We start from the raw sequence: 15,723 nt of genomic DNA, 5'->3' as shown, positions 1-15,723 counted from the left end.
TGGCAACGACCTCCCGTACCGTCCGGTATGTGACCGAACCGGTGCCGAGGGGGGAACCGTGTCGAGCGACATGCCCTGGAACAGCGACCCGTGGGAGCACGACGGCCTCGCCCAGGTGAGCGAGATGGTGTCCAGCGGTGAGATCCGCATGGACGCGGGCACCAAGGACTGGGTCGCCAAACACATGGACGAGCTGATCGACATCGCCAAGGGTGAACTCGACGCCGCGAGGCAGTTTTCATACAAGGCAGAGGGAATTGATTTCGGTGCCACAAGAGCCGGACAGGCAATGCGGGAGAAGTTCATTCACCGCAGCTCGGATCAGGAGGGAGGGCTCGTCTGGTTCTGGCAGCGATACCATGACGCCCTGGTCGAGTTCCGAAAGCGCGTAGTCGGGATGGCGACCGCACTCGAAGCCAACGATCAGAAGGGCGCAGAACTTCAGTGGAAGGCCGGATCATGAGAATCGCCCGCAAGAGCCGCGTGTGGCTGGCCATCATGACCATGACTCTCTCCGGCTGCTCCGGTGTTGTCACCGGCCAGGCAACTTCCCCGAGCGCGCCGAGCCCGCTGCTCGCGCCCGGACAAGTCCCTACCGCTGCGGACCTGTGCCGGTTGATGACTCCCGCCGACTTCCCCGTCCAGGGACAGGTCTCGCCAGGCTCTCCAAAACTTGAAGAAAAATACTCCCCTTCGTGCAGATATCACGTGAAAACCGGAGGAATCGGCGAAACAATTTCGGTCAGCCTCAGCTTCATCCCGGAATCGAAGTTGAATCAGGGCAGCTTCAAGGGCCGCACGGAGATGACCGTCGCTGGAAAACGAACCGCCGTTGGCCAGGGAATAATGAAGGGAGAATCAGGGGAGTGCGATCTGGCCTTCGATTCACCCGCTGGAGAATGGCTGATCGTCGTCATTGACGACTCCGCGCCGAACCGCGACGGGTGTGCGGCGGCGAAGCACGTGGCGGAGCGTGTGATTCCCCGGATTCCATGAACCGCGCTGAGGACTAGAGCTTCTCGCCTGCCTGGACGCGGCGGACTACCTGCTTCTCGGCGTAGAAGGACACGAAGGGGATGGTGCCCGCGATGAGCACGAGCAGGGTGCCCTTGGCAGACCACTTGCAGCGCTGGGCGAGGTCGAACGCGGCCACCAGGTACACCATGTAGAGGAAGCCGTGCGCGGGCGCGATGATCGCCGACGGCGTGGTGATGTCGGTGGTCAGGCGAAGCCCCATCGCCACGAGCAGCCCGAGCAGGGCGAAACCCACGATGTACGCCATCACCCGGAACCGCACGAGCGCCTTGGCGATGCGCGACTCCGCGAGCGAGTCCTCGGTGGGTGCTTCCTGCTGGGTCATCTCGTCTCCTGGTCGCGGAGTTCGCGGAGGTAGCGGTTGTACTCGTCCAACTCGGGATCGGCCTCGCCGGGCGTCGCCGACATGACGGGTCGCCGTCCGTAGCTGGTCGGCTTGGTCTGCACCGGAGCGGGCGCGACGGGGGCCTCCCCGCGCTCCTCGGCGATCTCCATGCGCGCCGTCCGCACCCACATGTACACGCCGAAGAGCGCGAACAGCGGCCACTGGAGGGCGTACCCGAGGTTGAGGAAGCTGCCGCCCGCGGACTGCGAGCGTTCCCACTGCCACCAGCCGAGCGCGCAGCACACGACCACCCAGATGACGGCCAGCACATGCAGCACCAACCAGCGGGGAGTCAACAGCCTGGCGAGCACGTGTCGACGGTACACCGCCCCATCGGGCGATCGCGTGACGGTGTGCCAGCACCAGCCCTCCCGCTCCGGTGATGATCCGCCGCACGATCGGCCCAGTGCGGCACGCAGCGTCCACGTCGGCCCCCCGCATGGGCCACCACGACCGCGTGAAGAACTCCTGCGGTGTGCATTTCTTTGCCGCACAAGCATTCCCGGGGTGTGCTGGAGACACACCGCAACCGCCGACCGCAGGAGGACTCTGTCGTGTCCCGCACCTCACGAGTGGCCCAGCTCACCGTCGCCGCACTCGCCGCGCTCGCACTGCCCGTCGCGATCGCTCCAACGGCGTCGGCGGACATCGGGCAGTGCCTGAAGTACTTGGAGCGCGTGGGGATCGAGACGGACCGCACCCACGACAACGCGTGCGTGTACGGCGAACTCGGGTTCGACTCCGACTACTACTTCGAACGCTGCGTCGACGAACTCCTCGAAGCCGGGGTCAAGGCGTACGACGCGCGGAGAGCTTGTGAGCGTGCGACATGGTGACCGAAGGCGTCCGAGCGGGCTCCGAGCACACCAGCCCCATGACAGCGAGCCCGGCCCCGAGGTGGATCCGGCCGTGGCCCCGAGACCCTTTACCCGCACAGGTGATGCGCGCATGACCTGGTGGCCGCCCCGCTGACGCACGCGGAGGACGCGGCCCTCTCAGCGGCGGGCGGCCAAGCCACCTTCACGGTGGTGCCGCCCGCCGCATTCATGTGCGGCTCACATGGCGTTCGGCGTGTAGCGGGGATAGGGGCGGGCGGCCTCGGCGAGGGCGTCGGCGACGTCGTCCACTTCGGACAGTGGGAGCACCGCGGTGGTGACGCGCAGGTGGTTGGTCCCGGTGGAGCGGACCAGGAACGGCGAGCCCGGCGCGGCGCCGATGCCCTGGGCGGCGAGCACGACGAGGGCTTCCCGCTCGCGCTCCACCTCCACCCAGAGGTTGATGCCGTCGGCGCCGATGGACTTCACGCCCCGGGCGTCGAGGGCGGCGCGCAGGGCCTCGCGCCGCTGCGCGTACACCGCTCGCGCCCTGGCCACGGCGGCGACGCTGCCCGGATCGGTGAGCATGCCGACGAGGATCTCCTGGAGCAGGCGGCTCGACCACGCCGCGCCCAGGTGCCGCCGCGCGATGAGCGGCCCGACGAGCCGCGAAGGGCCACCCAGAGCGGCTAGCCGCAGGTCAGGGCCGTGTGACTTGGAGAAGCTCTGGATGCGCACGACCCGTTCGGGCAGCGCGGAGGCGAGGCTCACCGGCGGGGCCACCGCGACGTCACCGACGTGGTCGTCCTCGATCACCACCACGTCCGGGGCCTCCGCCAACAGCGCGCCCAGCTCGACGATCCGCGCGGCGGAGGTGCTCGTCCCGGTCGGGTTCTGCGCGCGCGGCTGCATCAACAGCGCGATCGGCCCCTCGGCGAGCACGGAGCGCAGCGCGTCCGGGCGCATGCCCTCGGCGTCCATCGGCACGGGCAACGCGGTGGCTCCGACGGCGTCGAGCAGGTCCAGGAACGGCGGGAACGTCGGGTTCTCCACGATCACCCGGTCACCGAGCGCGACGAGCTGGCTGAGCGCGCGGTCGATGCCGTCGAGCGAACCGTTGACGATGGTCAGCTCCTCCGGCTCGCATATCCCCCGCCACGACTCGCGGACCAGGCGCTCCAGCTCGGGCAGCACCGGCGTGTCCAGGTACCCCGACAGCGGCGGCTGGCCGTCCACGCGCGCCAGCGCCGGGCCGAGCGGGGGCAGCAGCTCGGGGTCGGGCACACCCGCGGAGAGGTCGCGGGTGAACCGCCCGGTCGCCCCGGCGAGCCGCCAGAATCGCGCGGGCTCGGCTCGGCGCTGCCCGCCGGTGACGAAGGTGCCGTTGCGGCCACGCGTCTCGATCGCACCGATCCGGGTCAGCGAGCGCCACGACTCGCTGACCGTCGTGGGGCTCACGCCGATCTCACGGGCCAGCGCGCGCACCGTCGGCAGCTTGCCGCCAACGGCCAGTTCACCGGCCCTGATCAGCCGGTTCACCGAGGCGGCTATCCCCTCGGCGGAGGTGTCTTCGATCTTGTTCGCGAGCCAGGTCAGGTCAACGTCCACCGCCACCACCGGCACTCGGGTGAAAAGTTTGTCCGGTAACAAAACATGTATTGCACCAGTGTGTTCCGCTTCATAGGTTCTACACCCTCTACCGCCCACCCCGCAGGGAGCTTCCGGCATGGCCAACGTGGTGCGCGCGGCGCTCGTCCAGACCAAGTGGACCGGCGACGCCGAGTCGATGACAGAGCTGCACGAGAAGTACGCCCGCGACGCCGCCGCGCAGGGCGCCAAGATCATGGGCTTCCAGGAGGTGTTCAACGCCCCCTACTTCTGCCAGGTGCAGGAGCCCGAGCACTACAAGTGGGCCGAGCCCGTCCCGGACGGTCCCACCGTGAAGCGGATGCAGGCGCTGGCCAAGGAGACCGGCATGGTGCTGGTCGTGCCGATCTACGAGGTCGAGCAGTCCGGCTTCTACTACAACACCGCCGCGGTGATCGACGCCGACGGCTCCTACCTCGGCAAGTACCGCAAGCACCACATCCCGCAGGTCAAGGGCTTCTGGGAGAAGTACTACTTCAAGCCGGGCAACCTGGGCTGGCCGGTGTTCGACACCGCGGTCGGCAAGGTCGGCGTCTACATCTGCTACGACCGGCACTTCCCGGAGGGCTGGCGCGCGCTGGGCCTGGCGGGCGCGCAGATCGTCTACAACCCCTCCGCCACCAGCCGCGGCCTGTCGGCCTACCTCTGGCAGCTGGAGCAGCCCGCGGCGGCTGTGGCCAACGAGTACTTCGTGGCCGCGATCAACCGCGTCGGCGTCGAGGAGTACGGCGACAACGACTTCTACGGCACGAGCTACTTCGTTGACCCGCGCGGCCAGTTCGTCGGCGATCCGGCCAGCGCGCACGACGAAGAGCTGGTCGTGCGTGACCTCGACCTGGACCTGATCGACGAAGTGCGTCAGCAGTGGGCGTTCTACCGCGACCGCCGCCCGGACGCCTACGGCCCGCTGACGGAGGCGTGATCTGACATGGGCAGCGACATCAACAGCACGCACGCAGACCTGTACAAGCGGCACCAGGCGGTCATGCCGAGCTGGATCGCCACCTACTACGACCCGCCCATCGAGCTGGACCGCGGCGAGGGCCGCCACGTCTGGGACGCCGAGGGCAACCGCTACCTGGACTTCTTCGGCGGCATCCTGACCACGATGACGGCGCACGCGCTGCCCGAGGTCACCAAGGCCATCACCGAGCAGGCCGGGAAGATCCTGCACACCTCCACGGTCTACATGAGCCGCCACATGGTGGAGCTCGCCGAGCAGATCGCCGAGGTCTCGGGCATCCCGGACGCGCGGGTCTTCTTCACCACCAGCGGCACCGAGGCCAACGACGCCGCGCTGCTGCTCGCGACGAGCTACCGCCGCTCCAACCAGGTGCTGGCGATGCGCAACAGCTACCACGGCCGCTCCTTCTCGGCGGTGTCGATCACCGGGAACTCGGCGTGGTCGGCGACCAGCCTGTCGCCGTTCCAGACCTTCTACGTGCACGGCGCCAACAGCTTCCGCAGCCCTTTCAAGGACCTGCCGAAGGGCGAGTACATCGCCGCGTGCGTCGCCGACCTGCGCGAGGTGCTGGACCAGACCGCGAAGAACGTCGCGTGCCTGATCGCCGAGCCGATCCAGGGCGTCGGCGGGTTCAGCGTGCCGCCGGACGGGCTCTACGGCGCCTTCAAGGAGGTGCTGGACGAGCACGGCATCCTGTGGATCAGCGACGAGGTGCAGACCGGGTGGGGCCGCACCGGCGAGAACTTCTGGGGCTGGCAGGCGCACGCCCCCGAGGGCGTCACGCCGGACATCGTCACCTTCGCCAAGGGCATCGGCAACGGCTCGTCCATCGGCGGCGTGATCGCGCGCGCCGAGGTGATGAACTGCTTGCAGGCCAACTCGTTGTCCACCTTCGGCGGCAGCCCGATCACCATGGCGGCCGGTCTGGCGAACCTGAAGTACTTGCTGGACAACGACCTCCCGGCGAACTCGCGCGAGATCGGCGGCTGGCTGATCGAACAGCTGCGCGCCGTCGGCGCCGACCTGCCGGTCGTCGCGGACGTGCGCGGCAAGGGTCTGATGATCGGCGTCGAACTGGTCAAGCCCGGCACCCTCGATCCGGCTCCCGCTGCCGCGACCGCCGCGTTGAACGCGGCGCGCGAGGGCGGTCTGCTGATCGGCAAGGGTGGCTTGCACGGCAACGTGTTGCGCCTCGCTCCGCCGTTGTCGCTGACGCGCGCCGAGGCCGAGGAGGGCCTGCGGGTCCTGACGCACGCCCTCACCGTCGCGCAGGAGGCTTCGGCATGAGGACGGTCATCCAGAACGGCCTCGTGATCAACTCCTCGGACGAGCTGCACGCCGATGTGCTGATCGAGGACGACAAGGTCGTCGCGCTCGCGGTCACCGGCTCCGAGCTGGCGTCCTCGTGGACGGCGGGCGCGGACAAGGTGATCGACGCGACGGGCAAGTACGTGCTGCCCGGCGGCGTCGACGCGCACACGCACATGGAGATGCCCTTCGGCGGCACCGTCGCGGCGGACACCTTCGAAACGGGCACGCGTGCGGCGGCGTGGGGCGGCACCACGACGATCGTGGACTTCGCCATCCAGCAGAAGGGTTCTTCGCTGCGCGAGGGCCTGGACGCGTGGCAGGCCAAGGCCGAGGGCCAGTGCGTGATCGACTACGCGTTCCACATGATCGTCAGCGACGTGAACGACCAGTCGCTCAAGGAGATGGACACCCTCGTCGGCGAGGGCGTGACCAGCTTCAAGCTGTTCATGGCCTACCCGGGCGTGCTCTACAGCGACGACGGCCAGATCCTGCGCGCGATGCAGCGCGCCGGGGACAACGGCGGCCTGATCATGATGCACGCCGAAAACGGCATCGCGATCGATGTCCTTGCGGCACAAGCACTTGAGCGCGGTCAGACCGATCCGAAGTACCACGGTGTCGTGCGCCGCGAGCTGTTGGAGTCCGAGGCGACGCACCGGGCGATCCAGCTCGCGCGCGTCGCGGGCTCCCCGCTCTACATCGTGCACCTCTCGGCGTCGCAGGCGCTGGCCGAGGTCACGACCGCGCGGGACAAGGGGCTCAACGTCTTCGCGGAGACCTGTCCCCAGTACCTGTACCTGTCCACGGAGGACTTGGCGAAGCCGGGTTTCGAGGGCTCGAAGTACGTGTGCTCGACGCCGCTGCGGCCGATGGAGCACCAGGCCGAGCTGTGGAAGGGCTTGCGCACCAACGACTTGTCCGTGGTGTCCACCGACCACTGCCCCTTCTGCTTCAACGACCAGAAGGTGCTCGGCATCGGGGACTTCACCAAGATCCCCAACGGTCTGCCCGGCGTGGAGAACCGGATGGACCTGCTGCACCAGGGCGTGGTGGACGGTCACATCAGCCGCCGCCGGTGGGTCGAGATCGCGTGCGCCACCCCTGCGCGGATGTTCGGCCTGTACGGGCGCAAGGGCGTGCTCCAGCCGGGCGCGGACGCCGACGTGGTGATCTACGACCCGAACGCGGAGCAGGTGCTCTCCGCCGAGACGCACCACATGGCCGTCGACTACTCCTGCTACGAGGGCAAGCGGATCACCGGCAAGGTCGAGACCGTGCTGTCCAGGGGCCGCGTCCTCATCGAGGGCGAGGCCTACCACGGCCGCAAGGGCGACGGCGCGTACGTGCCGCGCGAGACCTGCCAGTACCTCACCTAGGAGCTTGTGCGTGAAGACGATCAACCACTGGATCGGCGGCGAGCTCACCGAGGGCACCTCGGGGCGCTTCGGCGTGGTGACCAATCCGGCGACCGGCGAGCAGTCCGGACAGGTCGCGCTCGCTTCTGTGTCCGATGTGGACAGTGCGGTCGCGACGGCCAAGGAGGCCTTCAAGTCTTGGCGCAACGCCTCGCTGGCCAAGCGCTCGCAGGTCCTGTTCGCCTACCGGGAACTCCTGCACCGCAACCGCGACGAGATCGCATCGCTGCTGACCTCCGAGCACGGCAAGGTGCACTCCGACGCGCTCGGCGAGGTCGCGCGCGGCCTTGAGGTCGTGGAGTTCGCTTGTGGCATCCCGCAACTGCTGAAGGGCGGGTACTCCGAGGGCGCGTCCACGTCGGTGGACGTGTACTCGCTGCGCCAGCCGCTCGGCGTGGTCGCGGGCATCACGCCGTTCAACTTCCCAGCGATGGTTCCACTGTGGATGTTCCCGATCGCCATCGCGTGCGGCAACACCTTCGTGCTCAAGCCGAGCGAGAAGGACCCGTCGGCGGCGCTGCGCGTCGCGGAGCTGTTCGGCGAGGCCGGGCTTCCGCCGGGTGTGCTGAACGTGGTGCACGGTGACGCGACGGCGGTGAACGCGCTGCTGGACCACACCGACGTGAAGGCCGTGTCGTTCGTCGGCTCCACGCCGATCGCACAGCACGTGTACTCGCGTGGAACCACTGCGGGCAAACGAGTCCAGGCCCTCGGTGGCGCGAAGAACCACATGATCGTGCTGCCCGACGCGGACATGGACCTCGCCGCCGACGCCGCGGTCTCGGCCGCCTACGGCTCGGCCGGTGAGCGCTGCATGGCCGTCTCGGTCCTGGTCGCTGTCGGTGCCGCGGGTGATGAGCTGGTCCCTCGCATTGCCGAGCGGATCGCGAACCTGCGCATCGGGCCCGGAGACGACCCCAAGTCCGAGATGGGTCCGCTGATCACCCGCGAGCACCGCGACAAGGTCGCGTCCTACGTGGAGGCCGGCGCGGCCGCGGGCGCTTCGGTCGTGGTCGACGGGCGCGAGCTTTCCGTTGACGGGGAAGGGTTCTTCCTCGGCGTGAGCCTGATCGACAACGTCACGCCGGAGATGAGCGTCTACACCGACGAGATCTTCGGGCCGGTGCTGTCGGTGGTCCGCGCGGACAGCTACGACGAGGGCGTGCGGCTGATCAACGAGAACCAGTGGGGCAACGGCGCGGCGATCTTCACCAGGGACGGTGGCGCGGCGCGGAAGTTCCAGAACGAGGTCGAGGCGGGCATGGTCGGCGTGAACGTGCCGATCCCGGTCCCGGTCTCCTACTACTCCTTCGGCGGGTGGAAGGCGTCGCTGTTCGGCGACAGCCACGCGTACGGACCGGAGGGCGTGCACTTCTACACGCGCGGCAAGGTCGTCACGTCGCGCTGGCCCGACCCGGCCGACCGCGGCATCGATCTCGGCTTCCCGCAGAACCGGTAGGAGGACGTCATGGACTTCGGCATGGTGTTGCAGACCGATCCGCCCGCGTCCGGGGTGATCGAGCTGATGAAGCGGTCCGAGGACGCCGGGTTCGGCTACGGCTGGACCTTCGACTCCTGCATCCTCTGGCAGGAACCGTTCGTGATCTACAGCCAGATCCTGGCGCAGACCTCGAACATGATCGTCGGGCCGATGGTGACCAATCCGGGCACCCGCGACTGGTCGGTGACGGCGTCGCTGTTCGCCACGCTCAACGACATGTACGGCAACCGCACGGTCTGCGGGATCGGGCGCGGCGACTCGGCCATGCGCGTGGTCGGCAACAAGCCGAACACGTTGGCGCGCTTGGGCGAGGCCATGCACGTGATCAAGGAGCTGGCGGAGGGCCGTTCGGTCACCGTCAACGACAAGGACGTGCAGATCCCGTGGGTCCGCGACGGTTCGCTGCCGGTGTGGATGGCGGCGTACGGGCCGAAGGCGCTGGAGATGACCGGCCGCCAGGCCGACGGCTTCATCCTCCAGCTCGCCGACCCGTACCTCACCGAGTGGATGGTCAAGGCCGTGCGCACGGCCGCCTCCGACGCCGGCCGTGACCCTGCTTCGGTCAAGATCTGCGTCGCGGCGCCCGCGTACGTGAGCGAGGACCTCGACCGCGCGCGGTCGCAGTGCCGGTGGTTCGGCGGCATGGTCGGCAACCACGTCGCCGACCTCGTGTCGCGCTACGGCGAGCACTCCGAGATGGTCCCGGAGGCGCTGACCGCCTACATCAAGGAGCGGCAGGGCTACGACTACAGCCACCACGGCAAGGCGGGCAACCCCAGCACCGACTTCGTGCCCGACGAGATCGTGGACCGCTTCTGCCTGATCGGCCCGCCCGAGCGCCACATCGAGAAGCTCGAGCACCTGCGCTCGCTCGGCGTCGACCAGTTCGCCGTCTACAACATGCACGACGCCAAGGAGGCCACCATCGCCGCCTACGGCACCAAGATCATCCCCGCCCTCTCCTAACCCCCCGCCCCGGCCGTTAAGCCCTGAACGACCCGTTTGGTGCGTTGAGCGCACTGAACGGGTCGTTTGGTGCGTAAAGCGGTGGGCGCGGAGTGGAACAATGGTGTACCGTTTTGGACTGTGGGGGTTCCTGAGAAGAAGCGTGGCGCGGTGTGGTGCCTGTTGGGGGCGACCGGGCTGTCGGTGATGGGCAACTCGATCGTGGCGATGGCGCTGCCGTGGCTGATCCTGCAACGCACGGGCAGCGCGACGATCGCGGGTGTGGTGGGCTCGGCGGCGGTGCTGCCCGGCCTGCTGTCGGCGATGTTCGGCAGCGCGCTGATCGACCGACTGGGCCGCAAGCTGGTGAGCAACGGCGCGGACGTGCTGAGCGCGCTCGCGGTGGCGGCCGTGCCGATCATGGACGTGCTGGTCGGGATCGACGCGGCGTTGATGGCGTTGCTGGTGGCGATCGGCGCGACCTTCGACGGCCCCGGCATGGCCGCGCGCGAGTCACTGCGGCCTGACGTGGCCAAGCACTCCGGCATCCCGCTCGTGAAGATCAACGCCTGGGGCGAGACGGTGGACAGCCTCGGCGCGTTCGGCGGGCCCGCGGTGGCGGGCGTGCTGATCGGGATCATGGGTCCGGCGAACACGTTGTGGCTGACCGTCGGAATGTTCCTGCTCGCGGTCCTGCTGGTCTGGTTCGGCGTGCCGAGGGTGCCGCCGCGCCCGCAGGCCCGCGAGGAGTCCTACCTGCGCTCGGTGCGCACGGGCCTGGTGTTCGTGCTGCGCGACCCGGTGCTGCGCTCGGTCACGCTGATGTCGGTGATCGCGATGATCTTCCTGAGCCCGATCGACCCGGTGTTCTTCCCCGCCTACCTCCAGGGCGAGCAGGTCTCGCCCGCGCTGGCAGGGCTCGTGCTGGCGGCGTTCCCGGTCGGCACGGTGATCGGTTCGCTGGCCTACGGCGTGGTCGCGGAGAAGCTGAGCATGCGGATCACGCTGAGCGCCGGGCTGCTGCTGGCCGGAGTCGGCCTCGCGCTGTTCGTGCTCACGCCGCCGGTCTACGGCATGATCGCCCTGGCCGTCGCGGTGGGCATCGCAGCGGGGCCGCTGAACCCGATCATGGCGACCGGGCTCCAGCAGCGCACCCCGGACCACCTGCGTGGTCGCGTGATCGGCACGGTTGTCGCACTGAGCGGCGCGCTCACCCCGGTCGGCCTGCTCGCCGCCGGGCCGGTGGTGGACGGTTTCGGCGCGCCGTTCGGCTTCGTCGTGATCGGCGCCGGATGCGCGCTCACCGCGCTCTACTGCTTCTTCAGCAAGGGCATCCGGCAGATCGACTCCGAGCCTCAGCCGAGCCCTGGCTTGCCGTCGGCGACGGTGTAGGTCTTCGCCACGCTCCTGGTCACCTTGGCGGGGTTGGGTTCCAGCGCGTTCGACACGGTGACGTACTGCGTCGTCAGCTTCTCCGGCGTGACCGTGGTGTGCGCGTAGCCGCGCCGCTGACTGACGAAACGCAGATGCGGGTTGGCTTTCAGGTACGCCGCGCCCGGAACTCCGTCGTTGGGCGAGGTGATCGAGCCGACCACGAACTCCGTCCCGACGACCGGGGCGTTGGCGGCGAAGTAGTCCTGCTTGATGTTCGCCGCCCAGTGCCGGTGCACGTCGCCGGTCAGCACGATCGGGTTGCGCACCTTGCGGTCGAGCCAGCCCTGGACGATGCGGTCGCGGGAGTGCGGGTAGCCGTCCCACGCGTCGGTGCTGACATCGCACGTCGCGGGCTTGCCGTCGTCGTCGCGTTGGGCGAAGAACACTTGCTGGCCAAGGAAGTCCCACCGCGCGGAGGGTTGGGCGAGCCCGTCGAGCAGCCACTTCTCCTGCACGTCCCCGGTCAGGGTGCGGCGGGGGTCGCGGATCACCCCGCAGTCCTTCGCCGCGGCCTGCTTCCACCGGTACTGGCGGGTGTCGAGCATGTGGAAGCGCGCGAGCTGACCCCAGGAAACCCTGCGGTACAAAGGAATCGCGGTCCCCGTCGGGCGCTGTGCCGCTCGCAGGGGCATGTTCTCGTAGAACGCTCGCAGCGCGGCTGTCTTGCGCGCCTTGAAGTCTCCGGCAGGATCGTTGTCGCCACGGTGGTCGGCCGCCCAGTTGTTCTCCACCTCGTGGTCGTCGAACACCACGAGCCACGGCGCCGCGGCGTGCGCGGCCTGGAGGTTGGGGTCCATCCGGTGCTGGGCATAGCGCAGGCGGTACTCGGCGAGCGTCGTGACTTCCTTGCGCGGCAAGTACTTCCGGCTCGGATTGGGCACTGGGCCCGCGCTCGTGCGCCACGGCGCTTCGTAGATGTAGTCGCCGAGGAAGAGCACCAGATCGGGCTTGTCCTGCGCCATGTAGCGGTAGGCGTGGAAGAAGCCGTGCTCGTAGTGCGCGCACGAGGCGAACGCGAACGTCAGCTTCGACGCCAAGCCCGACGGCGCGGTCCCGACCGTCCCCTGTGGAGACTCGTGGCCGTCGGAAATGAAGCGGTAGAAGTACTTCGCGCCCGCCTTCAAGCCGCCGACCTCCACGTGCACGGTGTGCGCGTCGGATGGGCGGGCGAGGACGGTGCCGGAGGCGGCCAGCGGGGCGAAGGACTCGTTTTCCGAGACCTCCCAACGGACTTCGACGTCACGGTTCGGCATGCCGCCGAGGCCGTCGCCGTTGAGCGGGGCGACCGCGAGGCGGGTCCACAGCACGAAGCCGTCCGTGCTCGGCTCCCCCGAGGCGACTCCGAGGGTGAACGGCGAGGCGCTGAGCGCGCGGGCCGGAGTGGCTGCGGTCGCGGCTGTTGCGGCGAGTCCGCTGAGCAGGAAGATGCGGCGGTTCAACTGGGCCATGTCAGCACGCCGTCCACTTGTGCGAGCTGGCCAGGTTGTCCAGCTGCCGCAGGTGCGACACCGCCGAGCGCGGGCCGATCGTGATCAACGGCTTGGCGTGGTTGATGTCCTGGTAGAGCGTCACGCAACGCGCCGGGTCGTTGTTGACCACCGACGTGGCGCGGTTGTCCAGCGAGTACGTCGTGCCGTGGAAGACGTCGCCGTTGGTGTAGTTCGCGTCGTCGCCCACGAAGTCGAGCAGCCCGCCGGTGTAGTTGGCCAGCCGGTACACGCACAGCTCGCCCGACTCGCACTTGCCGTTCTTGCTCGCCGCCGACGCCGTCCCCGCCGTCGTCAGCACCAGGAGCGCGGCGCCCAGCAGCACCGTCGCGGTTCGTCTGACCATGCGTTCCCCAAAGTCAGTCGTTGACATGCAACGCGAAGACTTTGTCAGAAATTGTCAGCCGCTCGTACCGCCGAACGCCCCGCACCGCGCTGCCCCGTTCGCCGCGCTCCACCTCAATGACTCGTTCAGTCCGTTGAGCCACCTCAACGAGTCATTGAGCACGCTCAACCCGACCGCATCACGAACGGCCCGCTTGGTGCGTTGAGCGCACTGAACGGGTCGTTCAGGGCGTTGAGCGCACCAAACGACCCGTTCAGGGCGAAACGTCGGCCCACGCCAATGACTCGTTTGGCGCGTCGAGGGTCCTGAATGACTCATTGAGGACGCTCAAGTACCTCAATGAGTCATTCAGCGCGTAAGAGGGGGCGGCCGGGGTGGTTAGACGCGGATGCCGCGCTGGGCGAGCCAGCCGATGGGGTCGACGTCGCGACCGCCGGGCAGCTTGACCTCGAAGTGCAGGTGCGGGCCGGTGGACTGGCCGCGGTTGCCGATGGTGGCGATCTGCTCGCCCGCGCTCACCTTCGCGCCGAGGCGGGTGGTGATGGTGTTCATGTGGCCGTAGGTGGTGATGGTGCCGTCCTCGTGCTGCACGCGGACCCACAGGCCGAAGCCGCTGGCCGGACCGGCGTCGATGACCACGCCCGCGGCGGCGGCGCGGATCGGGGTGCCGATGGCGTTGGCGATGTCGATGCCGCGGTGGGTGGTGCCCCAGCGGGCGCCGAAGCCGGAGGTGAGCCTGCCCTCCGCGGGCTTGGCGAAGGCTCCGCGCACGGAGTTCTTCTTCTCCTCGGCGGCCTTCTTGGCGTCCTCGGCGGCCTTCACGGCCTTCTTGGCGGCCTCTTCGGCCGCGGCGCGCGCCTGGTTCTCGGCGGCGGTGCGCTCGTCCTGGACCCGCACGCCCAGGCTCAGCTTGGCGAGTTCCACCGAAGGGTCGTTCTGCGCCAGGTTGGGCAGCATCTCGACGGCCTTGGGCGGGGCGGCGAAGCGGGCCTTGAAGAGGTTGGCCTCAGCCGCGGAGGGGTCCGAGCCGCTTCCCGCGGCGACTCCCTGGTAACCGATGACGATCAGGGCGCCTGCCGCGACCGCTGCGACCGCGGCCTTGCCTGCGGGAGCGGGCTTGGTGGTGCCGGACGGGCGACGGACCCGCTTCGGGGCGGTGGTCCTGCCCGCGCGTCGTAAAGCTTCTTCGAGTGCCGGGGAGGTTGCCCCACCCGGGGAACGATGTCGAGCCACTACCAGCCCTTTCACTCACGTCGGGGAGTCCGGACGGGACACCCGGCGGGGGATCCGGGGTGGCATCGGCTTGGGCCGCCGGTGCCGTGTCCGTGGTGCTGTTCGGACCGTGATGTGCAGCGGCGAAGCTAACGGGGGGTTACCAGCAGGGGCAACCCTCACCCGCCTGGGGGGTGATCTATCCCACAAACAACTACCGTTAGTTAAGGCAACCTTGAGGGAACGCGCGCCTGAGCGGCCTAAACGCGTTCTACCTGCGGCGAACGGGGCACGGTGAGCCGGAAACGACAGCCCGTTCCGTGGTTCGAAACGCCGAGCGAACCGCCGAGCGCGCGCACGAGCCCCTGGGCGATCGGCAGCCCCAGACCGGCCCCCGACTCCCCCGGAGTACGCGCCTGACCTCCTCGGAAGGCGACGTCGAAGACGCGGTCAAGATCGCCAGGAGGGATGCCTCCGCACTCGTCGTCGACCGTCACCCACGCGGATCCGTCGGCCACACCCGCGCGCACCGTCACAACGCCGTCCTCAGGGGTGTGCCGGAGCGCGTTGTCGAGCAGATTGCGCAACGCCCGGCTGAGCTCGCGTTGTCCCCCGAGCACCACAGGCCACTCCTCTACCTCCACGCGCACAGAAGAGGAGCCGACGACGTCCTCCACAACGTCGCGCAGGGGCACCGGATCGCGCCGAGGCCGTACTTCGCCCGCGTTGATCCGCGACAGCTCGAAGAGGTCGTCGACCATCCCGGAGAGGCGGTCGGCCTCGCCGCGAACGCGCACGACGTACTCGCGGACCTCAGCGGGGTCGGACACCACTCCGTCCGCGAGCGCCTCCGTCATGGCACGGATGCCCGCGAGCGGCGTGCGCAGGTCGTGGCTGATCCACGAAACCAACTCACGCCGGACCGAAGCGGCCTCGCGCTCCCACACGCTGCGCCTGCTCATCGAACGCCCGAGCAGCAGCGCCACGGGCACGGTGATCAGCGTGACGAGCCCGCACACCACGAGAGCCGCCTGGGTCTGCTGGGTGTACATGAAGCCGCAGATGCCGATGATCCCCGCCAGCGTCGCGGCGAGCGGGACGAGCACGAGCACCGCCATGGACACGGTCAGCGAGCCGCGCCGAAGTCTGTGCAGTAATACAGTGCCGATCGCCGCGACGGGCACCGCGCAGGCGAGCCCGATCAGCGCCATCTTCGGCAGGTCGGC

At 68.7% G+C, this 15,723-nt stretch carries 16 protein-coding genes; 9 read left to right on the top strand and 7 right to left on the bottom strand.

Annotation, left to right across the window (positions count from 1 at the left end):
• Positions 1 to 58 precede the first annotated feature (58 nt).
• Entirely contained in the window at positions 59 to 463 is a 405-nt protein-coding gene (locus ABD798_RS16290) for a hypothetical protein (protein WP_344875529.1), read from the top strand.
• Positions 460 to 996 carry a DUF3558 domain-containing protein gene (locus tag ABD798_RS16285; RefSeq protein WP_344875527.1) on the top strand — a complete coding sequence of 179 codons (537 nt, stop codon included), beginning with the start codon at positions 460 to 462 and terminating at the stop codon, positions 994 to 996. Before ABD798_RS16290 ends, ABD798_RS16285 begins: the two co-directional genes overlap by 4 nt.
• 13 nt (positions 997 to 1,009) lie before the next feature.
• Here ABD798_RS16285 and ABD798_RS16280 read toward each other — a convergent pair whose 3' ends face one another.
• Positions 1,010 to 1,360, bottom strand: a complete 351-nt coding sequence (locus ABD798_RS16280) for a DUF3817 domain-containing protein (RefSeq protein WP_344875525.1) — start codon at positions 1,358 to 1,360, stop codon at positions 1,010 to 1,012.
• Entirely contained in the window at positions 1,357 to 1,731 is a 375-nt protein-coding gene (locus ABD798_RS16275; protein ID WP_344875523.1) for a hypothetical protein, read from the bottom strand. Before ABD798_RS16275 ends, ABD798_RS16280 begins: the two co-directional genes overlap by 4 nt.
• A 243-nt stretch (positions 1,732 to 1,974) precedes the next feature.
• On the opposite strand from ABD798_RS16275, the gene ABD798_RS16270 reads away from it, so the two are divergent.
• A complete protein-coding gene (locus ABD798_RS16270) occupies positions 1,975 to 2,256 on the top strand; it encodes a hypothetical protein (RefSeq protein ID WP_344875521.1) in 282 nt (93 codons plus the stop codon).
• Positions 2,257 to 2,475: 219 nt separating this feature from the next.
• On the opposite strand, the gene ABD798_RS16265 is transcribed toward ABD798_RS16270, so the two are convergent.
• Positions 2,476 to 3,843, bottom strand: coding sequence for an aminotransferase class I/II-fold pyridoxal phosphate-dependent enzyme (locus ABD798_RS16265; protein WP_344875519.1), 1,368 nt, complete (start codon positions 3,841 to 3,843; stop codon positions 2,476 to 2,478).
• Between the two features lie 118 nt (positions 3,844 to 3,961).
• Between ABD798_RS16265 and ABD798_RS16260 the strand changes: the two genes are divergently transcribed.
• From ABD798_RS16260 to ABD798_RS16235, 6 genes are all read left to right on the top strand, one after another.
• Entirely contained in the window at positions 3,962 to 4,804 is an 843-nt protein-coding gene (locus ABD798_RS16260; RefSeq protein ID WP_344875517.1) for a nitrilase-related carbon-nitrogen hydrolase, read from the top strand.
• 6 nt (positions 4,805 to 4,810) lie between these two features.
• Entirely contained in the window at positions 4,811 to 6,133 is a 1,323-nt protein-coding gene (locus tag ABD798_RS16255; RefSeq protein ID WP_344875515.1) for an aspartate aminotransferase family protein, read from the top strand.
• Complete coding sequence (gene hydA / locus ABD798_RS16250; protein ID WP_344875513.1) at positions 6,130 to 7,533, top strand: dihydropyrimidinase; 1,404 nt, start codon at positions 6,130 to 6,132, stop codon at positions 7,531 to 7,533. The genes ABD798_RS16255 and hydA overlap by 4 nt, the downstream gene beginning before the upstream one ends.
• A gap of 10 nt (positions 7,534 to 7,543) precedes the next feature.
• Entirely contained in the window at positions 7,544 to 9,031 is a 1,488-nt protein-coding gene (locus ABD798_RS16245) for a CoA-acylating methylmalonate-semialdehyde dehydrogenase (protein WP_344875511.1), read from the top strand.
• A gap of 9 nt (positions 9,032 to 9,040) precedes the next feature.
• The gene (locus ABD798_RS16240; RefSeq protein WP_344875509.1) at positions 9,041 to 10,039 is read left to right on the top strand and encodes a TIGR03842 family LLM class F420-dependent oxidoreductase; all 999 of its coding nucleotides are present in this window, start codon (positions 9,041 to 9,043) and stop codon (positions 10,037 to 10,039) included.
• Between the two features lie 120 nt (positions 10,040 to 10,159).
• Positions 10,160 to 11,410 (top strand): MFS transporter, encoded by a 1,251-nt coding sequence (locus ABD798_RS16235; protein ID WP_344875508.1) that lies wholly within the window; start codon positions 10,160 to 10,162, stop codon positions 11,408 to 11,410.
• Here ABD798_RS16235 and ABD798_RS16230 read toward each other — a convergent pair.
• The 4 genes from ABD798_RS16230 to ABD798_RS16215 form a co-directional block, all read right to left on the bottom strand.
• On the bottom strand, positions 11,374 to 12,900 hold the full coding sequence (locus ABD798_RS16230) for an alkaline phosphatase D family protein (protein ID WP_344875506.1): 1,527 nt from the start codon (positions 12,898 to 12,900) through the stop codon (positions 11,374 to 11,376). The genes ABD798_RS16235 and ABD798_RS16230 overlap by 37 nt on opposite strands.
• Before the next feature lies 1 nt (position 12,901).
• The gene (locus ABD798_RS16225; RefSeq protein ID WP_344875504.1) at positions 12,902 to 13,285 is read right to left on the bottom strand and encodes a peptidase inhibitor family I36 protein; all 384 of its coding nucleotides are present in this window, start codon (positions 13,283 to 13,285) and stop codon (positions 12,902 to 12,904) included.
• Between the two features lie 378 nt (positions 13,286 to 13,663).
• Positions 13,664 to 14,518: a M23 family metallopeptidase gene (locus tag ABD798_RS16220; RefSeq protein WP_344875503.1), complete on the bottom strand. Its 855-nt coding sequence runs from the start codon at positions 14,516 to 14,518 to the stop codon at positions 13,664 to 13,666.
• A gap of 239 nt (positions 14,519 to 14,757) precedes the next feature.
• A complete protein-coding gene (locus ABD798_RS16215; protein ID WP_425549233.1) occupies positions 14,758 to 15,708 on the bottom strand; it encodes a sensor histidine kinase in 951 nt (316 codons plus the stop codon).
• Positions 15,709 to 15,723 lie beyond the last annotated feature (15 nt).

This window comes from Allokutzneria multivorans, assembly GCF_039537405.1.
Lineage (GTDB): Bacteria > Actinomycetota > Actinomycetes > Mycobacteriales > Pseudonocardiaceae > Allokutzneria > Allokutzneria multivorans.
The sequence above is the reverse complement of the archived record's forward strand: the minus strand, read 5'-3'. Positions and strand labels throughout refer to the sequence as shown.